Annotated in this window: 9 protein-coding genes and 2 pseudogenes; 9 read left to right on the top strand and 2 right to left on the bottom strand. The window is 59.6% G+C overall.

The window, feature by feature from the left end; translation table 11 throughout:
* Positions 1-37 precede the first annotated feature (37 nt).
* The 4 genes from AAAK34_RS00285 (at position 38) to AAAK34_RS00270 (ending at position 4,443) form a co-directional block, all read left to right on the top strand.
* A complete protein-coding gene (locus AAAK34_RS00285; RefSeq protein ID WP_231697545.1) occupies positions 38-934 on the top strand; it encodes a LysR family transcriptional regulator in 897 nt (298 codons plus the stop codon).
* A 91-nt stretch (positions 935-1,025) separates the two neighbouring features.
* The gene (locus tag AAAK34_RS00280) at positions 1,026-2,006 is read left to right on the top strand and encodes a tripartite tricarboxylate transporter substrate binding protein (RefSeq protein ID WP_231697544.1); all 981 of its coding nucleotides are present in this window, start codon (positions 1,026-1,028) and stop codon (positions 2,004-2,006) included.
* A complete protein-coding gene (locus tag AAAK34_RS00275) occupies positions 2,003-2,971 on the top strand; it encodes a succinylglutamate desuccinylase/aspartoacylase domain-containing protein (protein ID WP_231697543.1) in 969 nt (322 codons plus the stop codon). The genes AAAK34_RS00280 and AAAK34_RS00275 overlap by 4 nt, the downstream gene beginning before the upstream one ends.
* Positions 2,972-3,147: 176 nt before the next feature.
* Positions 3,148-4,443: an SEL1-like repeat protein gene (locus AAAK34_RS00270; protein ID WP_231697542.1), complete on the top strand. Its 1,296-nt coding sequence runs from the start codon at positions 3,148-3,150 to the stop codon at positions 4,441-4,443.
* Between the two features lie 107 nt (positions 4,444-4,550).
* Here AAAK34_RS00270 and trhA read toward each other — a convergent pair.
* Positions 4,551-4,817, bottom strand: a pseudogene (gene trhA, locus AAAK34_RS00265) (PAQR family membrane homeostasis protein TrhA); the annotation flags it as partial.
* A 69-nt stretch (positions 4,818-4,886) separates the two neighbouring features.
* Entirely contained in the window at positions 4,887-5,573 is a 687-nt protein-coding gene (gene ytfE, locus AAAK34_RS00260) for an iron-sulfur cluster repair protein YtfE (RefSeq protein WP_231697541.1), read from the bottom strand.
* A 137-nt stretch (positions 5,574-5,710) separates the two neighbouring features.
* Here ytfE and AAAK34_RS00255 point away from each other — a divergent pair, with 137 nt between their 5' ends.
* The 5 genes and pseudogenes from AAAK34_RS00255 to AAAK34_RS00235 all read left to right on the top strand — a co-directional run bounded on the left by AAAK34_RS00255 (position 5,711) and on the right by AAAK34_RS00235 (position 15,253).
* Complete coding sequence (locus AAAK34_RS00255; protein WP_231697540.1) at positions 5,711-7,636, top strand: type IV pili methyl-accepting chemotaxis transducer N-terminal domain-containing protein; 1,926 nt, start codon at positions 5,711-5,713, stop codon at positions 7,634-7,636.
* The gene (locus AAAK34_RS00250; RefSeq protein ID WP_231697539.1) at positions 7,633-8,382 is read left to right on the top strand and encodes a response regulator; all 750 of its coding nucleotides are present in this window, start codon (positions 7,633-7,635) and stop codon (positions 8,380-8,382) included. The genes AAAK34_RS00255 and AAAK34_RS00250 overlap by 4 nt, the downstream gene beginning before the upstream one ends.
* Positions 8,383-8,528: 146 nt before the next feature.
* On the top strand, positions 8,529-9,797 hold the full coding sequence (locus AAAK34_RS00245) for an MFS transporter (protein WP_231697538.1): 1,269 nt from the start codon (positions 8,529-8,531) through the stop codon (positions 9,795-9,797).
* Between the two features lie 21 nt (positions 9,798-9,818).
* Positions 9,819-11,447, top strand: a complete 1,629-nt coding sequence (locus AAAK34_RS00240; RefSeq protein ID WP_231697537.1) for an MFS transporter — start codon at positions 9,819-9,821, stop codon at positions 11,445-11,447.
* Between the two features lie 24 nt (positions 11,448-11,471).
* Positions 11,472-15,253: pseudogene (locus tag AAAK34_RS00235) on the top strand (nitrate reductase subunit alpha).
* The last annotated feature ends 15 nt before the right edge of the window (positions 15,254-15,268 follow it).

Genomic DNA, 15,268 nt, shown 5'->3' with positions numbered 1-15,268 from the left:
CACCATCGTCTCGTTGAATGCGGAAGCAGGGGGCAATATGCAGACTACATGGCTCGAGGATCTGATTGCACTTTCGCAAACCGGTAGCCTTAGTCGGGCTGCGGAGCAGCGCAATGTCACGCATCCGGCATTTGGTCGTCGCATCCGCGCACTAGAAAATTGGGCAGGAGCGCCGCTTATCGAACGGCGCGGGGCCGCTACCCGACTGACTGCACAAGGCGAGAAGCTGTTGGGCTTTGCACTTCAGGTCGTGCCTGCGATGGTGCAAGCCAGGCGAGAAATTGGAGGCGAGGAAGGAAGAGGCCGTCGCGCGACGGTGACCTTGGTGACTGGGCGATCATTGGCCCGTACAGTGGCCGCTGATTGGCTTCTGAGGTTGAGTAGAAGGCACGCAGGCGTGCGTGTGGTCGTGCGCACCGGTCAGATGTCGGAAACCCTGCAGCGTTTCGAGCGTGGGGAGGCAGATTTCATGCTGACTTACCACCATCCACAGATTGCGCTACGCCTTAGCTCACATCAGTACCTGCAGCGGAGGGTAGCGAGTGATCGCTTAGTGCCGGTTGGCAAAGTCGACGCGCGAGGTCAACCGTCCTTCACCTTCGCTCATGGCGAGGCGGTTCCTTTCCTGGCGTATGCCCAGACGTTGGCGCTCGGGCGGCTTGTGAGCGATCACTTGAGCAACCATCCCCAGGCGCCCCACCTCAACGAAACCATTGAGTGCGATTCGGCGGACGCGTTGCTTGAATACGCACTCAAGGGGCTAGGCGTCGCCTGGTTGCCCTGGTCTCTGGCTGCGGGTGCCTGCAAGTCCAAGCAGCTGGCGCCAGTGAGCGGCAAAGCGTTGGAGATTGGTTTCGAAATTCGCATGGTGCGGCCCAAACGAAGGCTTTCGCCAGAAGCAGAGTCATTCTGGCAAGCAGTGGATCCCGGTTGACCGGTACCTTTCAGCAAGTCATTGTGCCTAATCAGCACATGAGGATTGCTCTCGGAAAGCAGAATTTGAACTTCCAACAGGAGGCAATCCCATGAATACTCGTTCGCTTTTCCTTGGCGTGACAGCGCTTTCGGTCCTTTCAATAACTTTGAGCCAAGCTTGTGCCCAAGATGCGGCTTATCCGAGTAAGTCGATCACCGTGGTCGTGGGGTATCCGCCTGGAGGTAGCACCGACCTAACCGGACGTGCAGTAGCAGATCACCTAGCAAAGAGTCTGGGAGTTCCCGTCGTCGTTGAAAACGCGAGCGGTGCAGGAGGCGCGATTGCCGCTTTGAAGGTGTCCAAGGCCCAGCCAGACGGCTACACCTTGCTGCTGGGGGCAAATAACGAGATCGCGATCAACAAACTGATCACGCCCGCAACTGTCAAATACACCTACAAAGACTTCACGCCGGTTGGCCTGGTTGCCACGACTCCAATGGTCTTGGTGGCATCTAACGCCACTGGAGTCAAAGATGCCAGCCAGTTCCTGAGGGCGGTAAGTTCCAAGCCTGGGCGATTCAGCTATGGAAGCAGCGGGGTCGGAACAGCACTCCACCTCGCAGGAGAGATGGTCAAGCAACAGGGCGGACTGTTCATGACCCACATTCCATATCGAGGAGTGGCCCCTCTCTCTATAGACTTGGTGGGCGGAGGCCTCGAATACGGTGTATTCGTGCTCTCCAGTGGCCTTCCTCACATTCGTAGCGGCAAGGTGGTGGCATTGGGCGTAACCGAAAAACAGCGATCACCAGTGGCTCCGGAAATTCCTGCTCTAGCCGAGGTGCCTGCTCTAAAGAATATGGACATCGGCGTTTGGTTCGCGCTCATGGCTCCGCCCAAGATGCCGCCGCATATTTTGTCCAAGCTTCGCACTGCGCTCAGCGAGGTTCTGCAGACAGCTGAGTTCCGGAAGAGGCTCGAAGAGTCAGGCTCCACGATCGCTCCACTGGACGTCGACATGGATCGCTTCTTGGCAGACGAAAGCTCCAAGTATCAGAAGATCGTGGAATTCGCGAAGGTCAAAGAATGACGGAGCCGATATTCCAACTGCAGAAGCCGGACATCAGTACTTGGCGAGCGGGCAACACGGACACAGAAGGAGTTTGGCATTTCGAGTCAGGTGTGCCTGGCCGCCGAGTGATGGTCACGTCACTGATTCACGGCAACGAACTTTGCGGAGCCTGGGCCGTTAAGGGGTTGCTCGATGCGGGTGTTCGGCCGCGGCAGGGGAGCCTGACATTGGCCTTCTGCAATCTTGCTGCATTCGACCAGTTCGATCCTGAGGCGTTTGATGCGTCTCGTTCGGTGGATGAAGATCTGAATCGCCAATGGTCGACCGATCGAATGGCCAATGCGGGTTCCTCGGAGCGCCGACGTGCGCGAGAGCTGCTTCCGTTTGTGGAGCGAGCGGACTGGTTGTTGGACTTGCACTCCATGCATGAGCCGGGCGAGCCGCTCTTGTTGGTTGGAACTCACGCACGCAATATCGAGCTCGCGCGCAGACTGCGTTCCCCAGAACACGTCGTTGTCGACGAGGGTCATAAGGACGGCACGCGAATGCGCGATTTCGGGCGGTTCGGCCTGACAGATACGGAAGCCGGGGAGACCCGCTCACTGCTTGTGGAGTGCGGATTTCATGGCGACCCTGCGAGTCTGCGCGTGGCGCGAGACATCTCGGCTCGGTTCCTGGTTGAAGCGCAAATCCTTGACGCCGTCACCTCGTCCAATGCGCTTCAAGGATGGCGCTGCGCCGACGTTTCTCAGCAACGACTGTTACGCGTGACTGATGGCGTGACCGTGCGAAGCAAAAACTTCAGCTTCCTGGATTCCTACCGAAACCTTGAGGTCATTCCAAAAGCAGGAACTCCTATTGGTAACGACAACGGCAAGATCGTCACGACCCCTTATGACGACTGCGTGCTTGTGATGCCTTCTTTGCGGCAAGCGCGCCCTGGAGTGACGGTTGTCCGGTTCGCAAGGGATGAGTGCCTATGAGTCGGAATTGATTGATCTCGGATGCGGCCTGCCTGGATGCAGTTGGTGTAGCTCCTCGCGTGACTTGAAGGCTACCAGGGGCAGTTTGGTCATTTCGTTTGGAAATTTTTCAGCGTTTCAATGCGTCATATAAAATAATACGTAAGAATTCATTTAAATATACATAGGTAATTAATGTGAACTTACGTAGTTTTTTTATTGGTGCAGCGCTGATTTTTTCGAACTTTCTGGCGGTAGCTCAACCGGCGGCATGGATGGAAGCCGCCAAGCAAGGGGATGCCGCGGCTCAGTTCCAAGTGGGCGGGAGACTCTTTTTCGGAAAAGACGCTCCACGCAATGAAGAGGAAGCGGTTAAGTGGTTCCAACGGTCGGCGGATCAAGGGTATGTGCACGCGCAGTTTGCCCTCGGTATGGCGTATGAAGAGGGCAAGGGCATCGCTGCGGATCCGAATGAAGCAGTCAAGTGGTATCGACGCGCAGCAGACCAAGGTCAGGATGATGCTCAGTACAGATTGGGTGTGATGCTGGCTTCAGGTGCTGCCGGCTCGCCCAATCTGAAGGAATCGTCGGTATGGTTTCGCCGGGCTGCGGAGGTGGGGCATGTGCATGCACAGTACGCATTGGCTCGGGCACTGGAGGATGGACTAGGCGTGGCGCAGAACCTTCAGGAAGCCGTTTCCTGGTATGGCCGTGCAGCAGAGAAGGGGCACCCTATCGCTCAAGCTAATTTGGGCTTCATGCTGGATGAGGGCCTAGGCGTGGCACCGGATCCTACGGCAGCCATTAAGTGGTATCGCCGCGCTGCAGAGCAAGGGGTCGATAATGCCCAGAACAGATTGGGCAAGAGCCTGTCCGATGGGCGGGGCGTTGCACGAAACGAAAAGGAAGCCGCAACCTGGTTCTTGCGGGCAGCCACGCAAGGTCATGTGTCAGCGCAGTACAACCTGGCGGTGGCGTACTTGTCCGGGCGTGGCGTGGCGCAGAACGACGTGGAAGCAGCAACGTGGTTTCGTCGGGCAGCAGAGGGCGGTCATCTCAAAGCTCAGCACAACCTGGCGACGATGCTTGTCACCGGCCGGGGAGTGACGAAGAACCAAGAGGAAGCCTTCGGGTGGTATCTTCGCGCTGCGGAGAAGGGTGAAGCCGTATCTCAGCTTAGTGTGGGCATGATGCTGAAAGATGGAGAGGGCATGCCACCAAACGAGGCCAAAGCGGTCGAATGGTATCGGCGCGCTGCTGAGCAAGGTCACGCTCCCGCTCAGTTGCATCTCGGTGTGACTCTGGCCAGAGGCGAGGGGGCTCCTCAGGACTGGAAAGGCTCGTATTTCTGGCTGTATTTGGCCGCAACCCAGGAAAGCCAGGCCGTTGAGTACAGAGACCTGGTTGCAAAGCGCTTGAGCCCCGAGGAAGTCAGTGAAATCCAGGCGCGGGCATCTTCATGGAAGCCGCGGGTAGAAGCCAATAGAGGATGAGTGAACCAGGGTAAGCCGGCAATCGGAAAAGCATGGCTGCCACTGGTGGGGGTACGGTATGTTGAGAGGCGTGATCAGAGGTGTCGTTCATGGAGTACCCATGACCATCAGGCCACATACAGAAAAACGGCCAAGTAATGGCAGGTGCTGTCGCCGAGGACGAACAGATTCCAGATGCCGTGCCCGTGGCGCAGCTTGTGGTCAGTGGCATAGACCATAATGCCTCCGGTGTAGAGGGTGCCGCCAGCGGCGAGCCACGCGAATCGATCCGGGCCAAGCGCTTGTCAAAGCGGTACGACCGCCACCAGGGCGAGCCAACCCATGAGCACGTATATCACCAGCGAGAACACCCTGGCACCCCGTGCCAGCCAAACCATCCTGCTAGATGGCTGATGCTGTTGAAGCGTTCTCCGACGACCATGGTTTCCTGAGATCCATCGTGGTCAGGCGCAGCACTCCTGCGGGCCCGGCTCAAAGCCCGGGAACAGCAGGTTGTTCTCCAGGTGGATGTGATTGATCAGGTCATTCTGCAACTGGCCGATGCCTGCATAAAGCGCGCGCCAGGTGTTGCATGCACCCATCGGGGGCGTGGCGTCGTTGGTCAGCGCCATCAGGTGTTCCAGTTGCTGGCCATGACCTGTGTGTTCGGTTCGCATGGCCATGATTGGGTATTGCGCCATGGGCGAGCCACCGGCCTTGAGGATAGGGAAGAGTATTTCTTCTTCCTTGGCCATGTGGTCGAGCAACTCGCCTTCCATCTGTTCCAAGTGGTCTGCCAGGCCAGCGGGTACGTCCGCATGATCGCGGTGCACGGCTTCCACACGCCGGGCCATGCGAATGAGTTCAGGCAACTGGTCTCGATGCACCGCGTGATAGCGTTCCAGAATGTGGTCGATCAATGCACCGGCTTCCACCGGTGCGTCCAGGTTGACGGGGCGGTCAAGTGTGGCGAGTTCGGCCAGCACCTTCTCCACCGGCAGGCCCTTGCCGTCACAAGCCTCGCGCAAGGCAACCTGACCTCCGCAACAGAAGTCCAGCTTGAGGCGTCGGAAGACAGCAGTGGCACCCGGCAGTTCAACAGCAATCTGGCCGATGGCTTGCTCTGCGCGATCCAGCGTGATGGCATTCATGGTGTGGCTCCTTAAACATTCATATGAGATGTATCTATTGTCCATGAAGATGCATGAAAAATATATATTTCCAAAGAACGAGGGTGCTTTCGGTGACGGGTTAACGGGTCAGTGGCAAGAACGGGTAACCTACGCGCATGCGACGAACCGCCTCCCTGTCTACGAAACTCATCCGCATCGGCGCCGGGCTGTTGATCGTTGCGTTGGCGTCGATCGGTCTGACGCTCTGGGTGACTTGGCAGCTCGAAGGGGGCGCGGCCGCGGTCAACGAGGCCGGTCGCATGCGCATGCAGACATGGCGGCTGAGTAGCGCCGTCCAGGCCAAACTGCCGCCGGATCAGGTCGCAGCCTTGGTCGGCGAGTTCGACCGTAGCCTGATTCTGCTGCGAGAAGGCGATGCTGCGCGCCCCCTGTTTTTGCCCAGGGATTCCGGGGTTTACGCGCGGTTTTCGGAAGTGGAGCGCCTGTGGTCAGTCCAACGGAAGGCTTGGCTTGACGGTGCAATGACCGAGGGCAACTCATCCCAGGTGGCGGCCGAGGCATTCGTGAATGGGATCGACCGACTGGTGCTGGCGATTGAGCTTGAACTTTCGGGCTTGACCGCCACACTCAACCTGTTCCAGTTGGTCATGATGGCGCTGGCCATCATCGGTGCGGTGGTGATGCTCTACACCGGCTACATGTACGTGATACACCCGCTGGATTACCTGCGCCAGGGCTTGAACCGCCTGGAGTCGGGGGACTTCAGCGCCCGGGTGGATGTCGATACCGAGGACGAATTCGGGCAGGTGGCGGCGGGTTTCAACCACATGGCACAGACGCTGCAGTCGCTGTATGGTGAGCTCGAGGCGAAGGTGGTTGAAAAGACGCGCCGTATCGAGGCGCAGCGGGCGCGCCTGGAGGCTCTGTACGAGGTCAGTGCCTTCTTGGCGAAGGCTGCAAGCATCGAGGAGCTTGCGCGCGGGTTCTCGAAGAGGGTGCGCAACGTCATGAAGGCAGACGCGGTGGCGGTGCGCTGGTCTGACGAGGCGAACCAGCGCTACCTTATGCTGGCGTCTGACTGCTTCCCATCCGACATGCAGGAAGAGGAGCGCAGCCTGCTGGCTGGGGCGTGCGCCTGTGGCAATCTCAAGCCTGATGCGCGTATTCGTGTTATTCCCATCCATGCCCACGAAGACGCCCCGATGCGCCATTGTGCCCGGGCAGGTTATGAAAGTCTGGTCAGCGTACCGGTCAGGATGCAGCAACGTCTGCTCGGTGAGATTGACCTGTTTTTTCGGAGTGAAGTGCACCTGAGTTCCGAGGAATCCGAACTGCTGGATGCTCTGGCGGCACATCTGGCCAGCGCCCTGGAGGGGCTGCGCGCTGCAGCCCTGGAGCGCGAAGCTGCTGTCGGAGACGAGCGTGCCATGCTCGCGCGCGAGCTGCACGATTCGATCGCGCAGTCCTTGGCATTCCTGAAAATTCAGGCGCAACTGCTGCGTACTGCCGTCGACCGAGCTCAGCCTGAGAAGGTCCAGCGATCGTTGGATGAACTCGATGAGGGACTGCGAGAAAGCATTGGCGACGTGCGCGAATTACTGGTGCATTTCCGAACCCGTACCAGCGGCGAGCATATCGAGGTGGCCCTTCAGGAAACTTTGCAGAAGTTCCAGCACCAGACCGGTCTCCCCACGCGCCTGCACATCGAAGGAGAAGGCTTGCCTCTGCCGCCAGATGTTCAGGTGCAGGTGCTGCATGTGATTCAGGAAGCCCTTTCCAACGTGCGCAAGCACGCGCAGGCCAGCCATGTCAGCCTGGATGTGGTGAAGGGAGCTGCCTGGAAGTTCGTTGTCAGGGACAACGGCCAGGGCTTCAACACGGGCGTGCGTCACGGCGAAACCCACGTGGGCACCAAGATCATGCGCGAACGTGCGGAACGCATTGGCGCTAGAGTGGCTGTGGCGTCGGATCCGGGCGAGGGCACGAGCGTGACGCTGACCCTGCCGCCCTATCCGGTGGCTACGGTCAATGTTGGAACCATTGGCATGAATCTGACAGAACCCTCAGACTTGTCATCATGACTGCAACACGCCCGATTCGATTGCTGCTGGTCGATGACCACACCCTGTTTCGCCGGGGCCTGAAGGCTTTGCTGACCCAGGACGAGCGGCTGGAGGTTACGGGAGAAGCTTCTGATCTGGGTGAAGCACTGCGGTGCCTTGCGCAGGCTCGCCCAGACCTGATCCTGCTGGACAATCACCTGCCTGGGGTGCGGGGGGTGGATGGTATTGCCACGCTCAAGGAGGCCTTGCCGGGTGTGCGGGTGCTGATGCTGACCGTCAGCGAAAACGCCGAAGATCTGGCGGCTGCCCTTCAGCGCGGTGCAGATGGCTACCTGCTGAAGACCATGGAGTCCGAGCAGTTGGCCGATTACATCGAAAAAGTACTGGCAGGCGAGTCGGTCATCAGTCCCGAGATGACGACCAAGCTGGTGGCGGTGTTCCGCCAGGGGGGCACCATGCCGCCGGCCCCCGCGCCTGCCGTTGCAGAAGCCAGGGTGGCGCCAGCGCCTGCACCTGCGCCGCCTGCAGTGATGGCCACTCCGCCAGGCCTGCTCCTCCTGTCGCCCCGCGAGCGCGAAATCCTCATGCTGATCGCGCGGGGCGACAGCAACAAGCTGATTGCCAGGGAGTTGGACATTGCTGAAACCACAGTTAAGATCCACGTCCAACACATCTTGCGCAAGCTGGACTTAAGTTCTCGTGTCCAGGCTGCTGTGTTTGCTGCCACGCAAGGCATTGTTCCAAGAACGGAAAAAGGACGTTGAGGTCCTGATTCAGTGCCTGCATAGTTCTTCCGAACTAGGGCGGTGAGTTTCTCGTAGTACCTCCGGCGCGCGCCGGTATGCCATCGGTGGATGGGCATTTGTCCGCCGATCGTCGACAGTTCATGCATGTCTTCCGGAGAAGAAACATGGGAACGGAACTGAGAAACGAGAGAAAGGCGTGGTCAGTCCTGATCGTCAGCACGCTGGCGTTCACGGTCTGCTTCATGGTCTGGATGATGTTCGGCGTGATCGGCATCCCGATCAAGAAGATGCTGAACCTCAATGCGACCGAGTTTGGCCTGCTGACCGCCATGCCGGTGCTCACGGGCTCGCTGATCCGGGTGCCACTGGGCATCTGGACCGACAAGTATGGTGGCCGCATTGTCATGGCTTGTGTCATGGCCATCACGGTTCCGGCCATCTGGCTGATGAGCTACGCGACCGAGTACTGGCACTTTCTGGTGATTGGCCTGTTCGTGGGCCTGGCAGGGGGCTCCTTCTCGGTCGGCACGCCTTATGTGGCCCGCTGGTTCCCCAAGAATCGCCAAGGTATGGCCATGGGCGTGTACGGTGCCGGCAACTCGGGTGCGGCCGTCAACAAGTTCGTTGCACCGGTTTTGCTGGTGGCCTTTGGGTGGGCCATGGTGCCGCAGGTGTATGCGGCCATCATGCTCGGCACCCTGGTGCTATTCTGGTTCTTCAGTCACAGCGACCCGGCGCACCTGGTGCCGAGCAACGTCAAATTCACCGACCAGCTCAAGGCCCTGAAGGACCCGAAGGTCCTCAAGTACTGCCAGTACTACAGCATTGTGTTCGGTGGCTACGTCGCTCTCTCGCTGTGGATGGTGCAGTACTACGTGGGCGAGTATGGTCTGGACATCCGCATCGCCGCGCTGCTGGCCGCCTGCTTCTCCTTGCCCGGCGGTGTTCTGCGAGCCGTCGGTGGCGTACTTTCCGACAAGTTCGGCGCTCACAAGGTTACCTGGTGGGTGATGTGGGTCAGCTGGGTCTGCCTGTTCCTGCTGTCCTATCCCCAGACGGAGTTCACCGTAACGACCGTTGATGGGCCCAAGACCTTTCAGATCGGCCTGAATGTCTACGCTTTCACCGCGCTGATGGGGGTTCTTGGGGTGTCCTGGGCCTTTGGCAAGGCCAGTGTTTTCAAGTACATCAGTGACGACTACCCCACCAACATCGGTGCCATCAGCGGCATTGTTGGACTGGCGGGCGGCATGGGTGGCTTCATTCTGCCGATCCTGTTCGGTGCTCTGATGGACCTGACCGGCATCCGCTCCAGCGCCTTCATGCTGATGTATGGCGTGGTCTGGGTTTCGCTGATCTGGATGTACTGGACCGAGGTCCGCAAAGCCGAGGTCATGGGCAGCAACGCCAAGCCCTTTTCTCTTCAGAACTGATCCCTCAGATCGGAAACTCGAATGAACAACAAGACATCATCAGGCGCCGACATTCAAGACTGGCGCCCGGAAGACGCCCAGTTCTGGCAGAGCACCGGCAGCCGCATCGCCTACCGCAACCTCTGGATATCGGTGCCTGCCCTGCTTTGCGGGTTTGCGGTCTGGGGTATGTGGGGCATTATCACCGTGCAGATGCTGAACCTGGGTTTTCCGTTTACCCAAGCAGAACTGTTCACGCTCACGGCCATCTCCGGCATCGCAGGTGCCACGATGCGCATTCCTGCATCATTCCTGATCCGCTTGGCGGGTGGGCGCAACACGATCTTCCTGACGACCTCGATGCTGCTGGCCCCGGCCATCGGCACTGGCATTGTGCTGCAACATCCTGAATGGCCGCTCTGGGCTTTCCAGCTCATGGCACTGTGGTCGGGTGTGGGCGGTGGCAACTTCGCCAGTTCGATGTCGAACATCAGCACTTTCTTCCCCAAGCGTCTGCAGGGCACGGCTCTCGGTCTGAATGCCGGGCTGGGAAACTTTGGTGTGACCACGATGCAGATCGTGATTCCCGTCGTGATGACCCTGCCGCTGCTGGGGGCGTTTGGCGGTGAGTCGATGACCCTGGTCAAGGACAGCGGATGGATCTTGGGCAAGATCGCTGCGGGAACCCCCACCTGGATCCAGAACGCGGGTTTTGCCTGGGTGCTTTCGCTAATCCCGCTGGGTGCGCTCTGCTGGTTCGGCATGAATAACCTGAAGACGGTGTCCCCGAACACGGGCAACCCGCTGGTGGCATTTCTGAAGATCACCTACCTGTATACGTTGGCGTTCGTGCCGACCATCTTCATGCTTTGGCTGTACCTGCCCAAGCCCACCGGCCTCGGCCTGCTGAGCATGTGGGTGGCCATTCCGCTGGACATCATCCTGGCGCTCACCGTCATGCGGCTGGCAGCTTTTGGCGAGATGAAGGACGGCGTGAAGAAGCAGTTTGCGATCTTTCGCAACAAGCACACCTGGTCACTGACGGCGCTGTACATCGTGACCTTCGGTTCCTTCATCGGCTTTTCCATGGCACTGCCGCTGGCCATTACCGTGATCTTTGGGTTCCAGCATGTGCCCGACGCCAACGGCGTGATGCAGCACACGCTGAAGAACCCCAACGCCCCATCGGCTCTGACCTATGCCTGGATCGGCCCCTTTGTTGGCGCTGCCGTGCGGCCGCTGGGTGGTTGGATTTCCGACAAGGTCGGCGGTTCGATCGTGACTCAGGTCATCACAGTGATCATGGCGGCTGCGTCGGTGGCGGTGGGGTGGGTGATGATGCAGGCCTACGCATCGGCGACGCCGGAGCAGTACTTCACGATGTTTCTCGGCTTGTTCATGGTGCTGTTCTTTGCCAGCGGCATCGGCAACGGCTCCACCTTCCGCACCATCGGCGTGATCTTCGATCGCGCACAGGCCGGCCCTGTGCTGGGCTGGACATCGGCGGTGGCGGCCTACGGAGCCTTCATCGCACCCGTGCTGATCGGAGAGCAGATCAAGGCGGGTACACCGCAGCTGGCTTTCTACGGTTTTGCAGTCTTCTACGCCCTGTGCCTGGTGTTGAACTGGTGGTTCTATCTGCGCAAGGGCGCTGAGATCCGGAACCCCTGAACATACTTTTCTCGGAGACCCACGATGAGTCACTTTCTAGACCGCCTTACCCACTTCTCGGCTCCTTCGGAGAGCTTTTCGGGATCGCACGGTGTTACCACTGGTGAAGATCGCACCTGGGAAGACGCCTATCGCAATCGCTGGGCACACGACAAGATCGTGCGTTCCACCCACGGCGTGAACTGCACCGGATCCTGTTCGTGGAAGATCTACGTCAAGGGCGGCATTGTCACCTGGGAAACTCAGCAGACCGACTACCCGCGCACCCGCGCCGACCTGCCTAATCACGAGCCGCGCGGTTGCGCGCGGGGGCCTCCTACAGCTGGTACCTGTACAGCGCCAACCGCGTGAAGTACCCCATGGTGCGTGGCAAGTTGCTCAAGCACTGGCGCGCGGCCGTGACGGTGGCCAAGAGTCCGGTTGATGCTTGGGCATCTATCGTCGAAAACTCCGAGGCGCGCCTTGAATGGCAACAGCAGCGTGGTCTGGGCGGCATGGTGCGCAGCACCTGGGAAGAGGTCAACCAGATCATTGCCGCCTCCAACGTCTACACCATCAAGAAGTACGGCCCTGATCGCGTGTGGGGTTTCTCGCCAATTCCGGCGATGTCCATGATCAGCTATGCCGCCGGATCCCGCTACCTGTCGCTTATTGGTGGCGTGTGCATGAGCTTCTATGACTGGTACTGCGATCTTCCTCCTGCCAGTCCGCAGGTATGGGGCGAGCAGACCGATGTGCCCGAGTCAGCCGACTGGTACAACTCCACCTACATCATTGCCTGGGGATCCAACGTGCCCCAGACCCGCACACCCGACGCCCACTTTTTCACCGAGGTGCGCTACAAGGGCGCCAAGACCGTGGCGATCACGCCCGACTATGCCGAGATCAGCAAGCTCTGCGATATCTGGCTGCACCCCAAGCAGGGTACCGACGCGGCGATTGCCATGGCCATGGGCCATGTGATCCTCAAGGAGTTCTATTTCGACAAGCGCTCAGCGTACTTCGACGATTACGTGCGCCGCTACACCGACATGCCCAACCTGGTCATGCTGGAAGAGAAAACGCTCCCGGATGGTCGCAAGGTGACTGTGCCTGGGCGCTACGTGCGTGCCAGTGACTTCAACGGCAAGCTGGGCCAGGACAACAATCCCGAATGGAAGACGGTAGCCTTTGACCAGGACGACAAGGTGGTGCTGCCCAACGGCTCCATCGGCTTCCGCTGGGGCGCTGAAGGCCGCGCTGATGCCGGCAAGTGGAATCTGGAAGACAAAGAAGCCCGCAGTGACGAGCAGGTCAAGCTCAAACTCAGCCTGATGGAAGGCGAGGGCAGTGAGTACGAAGTGGGCGATGTGGCCTTCCCGTACTTCGGAGGCATCGACACGCCGCACTTCAACGCCAACAAGCAAGAAGATGTGCTTGTGCGCAAGGTGCCGGTGCGCCGCATCAAGCTGGGCAAGGCGGGTGAAGAGCGTTATGCGCTGGTCGCCACCGTGTTCGATCTGACGGCGGCCAACTACGGCGTCAACCGTGGTCTGCCGGGCGACACCGGTGCCACCAGTTACGACCAGGATGTGCCCTACACCCCGGCATGGCAGGAGAAGATCACTGGCGTCAAGCGCGATCAGGTGACTGCGGTGGCCAGGCAGTTTGCCGACAACGCCGACAAGACCCGTGGCAAGTCGATGGTCATCATTGGCGCGGCGATGAACCACTGGTATCACAGTGACATGAACTACCGCGGCATCATCAACATGCTGATGATGTGCGGATGCATCGGCCAGAGCGGTGGCGGCTGGTCGCACTACGTAGGCCAAGAGAAGCTGCGTCCCCAGACTGGCTGGACGGCCCTGGCTTTTGCGCTGGACTGGGTGCGCCCGCCGCGCCAGCAAAATTCCACCAGCGCCTTCTATGCTCACACGGACCAGTGGCGCTATGAAAAACTCGGCGTGGATGAAATTCTCTCGCCACTGGCCGATAAGGCCAAGTTTGGCGGTAGCCTGATCGACTACAACGTGCGCGCCGAGCGCATGGGCTGGTTGCCCAGCGCACCGCAGTTGCAGACCAATCCGATGCAGGTGGTCAAGGATGCCAACGCGGCCGGCATGGACCCCAAGGACTACGCTGTGAAGGCGCTCAAGGACGGCACGCTGCGCATGAGTTGCGAGGATCCGGATCATCCCGACAACTGGCCGCGCAACCTCTTCGTCTGGCGCTCCAACATCCTGGGTTCGTCAGGCAAGGGGCACGAGTATTTCCTCAAGCATCTGCTGGGCACCACCAACGGCGTGCAGGGCAAGGATCTGGGCCCCGACGACGCCAAGCCTACTGAAGTGGAATGGCACGCGAATGCGCCAGAAGGCAAGCTGGACCTGCTGGTCACTCTGGACTTCCGCATGAGCACGACCTGTCTGTACTCGGATATCGTGCTGCCCACGGCCACCTGGTACGAGAAGAACGATCTCAACACCAGCGACATGCACCCCTTCATCCACCCGCTGTCCACGGCGGTGGATCCTGCCTGGCAGAGCAAGAGCGACTGGGAAATCTACAAAGGCTTTGCCAAAGCTTTCAGCGAGGTCTGTGTCGGACATCTGGGCGTCGAGAAAGAACTCATGCTCACGCCACTGATGCATGACTCGCCGGCTGAGCTGGCTCAGCCCTTTGAGGTCAAGGAGTGGAAAAAGGGCGAGTGCGACCTGATCCCCGGGAAGACTGCACCGCAGATCACGGTGGTTGAGCGTGACTACCCGAACACCTATGCGCGTTTCACTGCGCTGGGTCCGCTCATGGAGAAAGCCGGCAACGGCGGCAAGGGCATCGGCTGGAACACGCAGACTGAAGTGGGGCAACTCAAGGAGTTGAACGGCAAGGTGCACACCGAGGGTGTGACCAAGGGTATGGCCAAGATCGAGAGCGACATCGACGCCTGCGAGGTGGTGCTGCAGCTCGCACCCGAGACCAATGGCCACGTCGCTGTCAAGGCTTGGGAAGCACTGTCCAAGATCACGGGCCGTGACCATACCCACCTCGCGCTGCACCGCGAGGACGAAAAGATCCGATTCCGCGACATTCAGGCTCAGCCGCGCAAGATCATTTCTTCGCCGACCTGGTCCGGGCTGGAGTCCGAGAAAGTCTCGTACAACGCCGGCTATACCAACGTGCATGAACTGATCCCATGGCGCACCCTCACCGGCCGCCAGCAGTTCTACCTGGATCACCCCTGGATGCTGGCGTTTGGTGAGGGGCTGACGAGCTACCGCCCGCCTGTCGACCTCAAGACGGTGGACGAGATGATCGGCCGCAAGTCCAATGGCAACAAGGAGATCGCGCTGAACTTCATCACCCCGCACCAGAAGTGGGGTATTCACAGCACTTACACCGACAACCTGCTCATGCTCACGCTCAACCGGGGTGGCCCGGTCATCTGGCTGAGCGAAACCGATGCCAAGGAGGCAGGTATCGAGGACAACGACTGGGTGGAGCTGTTCAACGCCAACGGTGCGATCGCCGCCCGCGCGGTGGTCAGCCAGCGCGTGAACCCCGGCATGACGCTCATGTACCACGCGCAGGAAAAGATCATCAACACTCCGGGCTCGGAGATCACGAACACTCGCGGCGGCATCCATAACTCGGTGACCCGCATCGTGACCAAGCCTACCCACATGATCGGCGGCTACGCGCAGTTCAGCTACGGTTTCAACTACTACGGGACCATCGGCACCAACCGCGACGAGTTCGTCATCGTGCGCAAGATGCGCAAGATCGACTGGCTCGACGGCGAAGGCCGGGACACCGTCCAGGCCTGAGGCGAAGAAAGAAAA

This window comes from Ottowia caeni, from assembly GCF_050821495.1.
Lineage (GTDB): Bacteria > Pseudomonadota > Gammaproteobacteria > Burkholderiales > Burkholderiaceae_C > Ottowia > Ottowia caeni.
Note: the sequence above shows the minus strand (reverse complement) of the source record. Positions and strands in the feature narration are given on the sequence as shown.

Excerpts from the sequence above, each read along its gene's own strand:
- ytfE (WP_231697541.1), bottom strand. The coding sequence starts at position 5,573 with ATGAATGCCATCACGCTGGATCGCGCAGAGCAAGCCATCGGCCAGATT.
- AAAK34_RS00250 (WP_231697539.1), top strand. The coding sequence starts at position 7,633 with ATGACTGCAACACGCCCGATTCGATTGCTGCTGGTCGATGACCACACC.
- AAAK34_RS00240 (WP_231697537.1), top strand. The coding sequence starts at position 9,819 with ATGAACAACAAGACATCATCAGGCGCCGACATTCAAGACTGGCGCCCG.
- AAAK34_RS00275 (WP_231697543.1), top strand. The coding sequence starts at position 2,003 with ATGACGGAGCCGATATTCCAACTGCAGAAGCCGGACATCAGTACTTGG.
- AAAK34_RS00255 (WP_231697540.1), top strand. The coding sequence starts at position 5,711 with ATGCGACGAACCGCCTCCCTGTCTACGAAACTCATCCGCATCGGCGCC.
- AAAK34_RS00280 (WP_231697544.1), top strand. The coding sequence starts at position 1,026 with ATGAATACTCGTTCGCTTTTCCTTGGCGTGACAGCGCTTTCGGTCCTT.
- AAAK34_RS00285 (WP_231697545.1), top strand. The coding sequence starts at position 38 with ATGCAGACTACATGGCTCGAGGATCTGATTGCACTTTCGCAAACCGGT.
- AAAK34_RS00245 (WP_231697538.1), top strand. The coding sequence starts at position 8,529 with ATGGGAACGGAACTGAGAAACGAGAGAAAGGCGTGGTCAGTCCTGATC.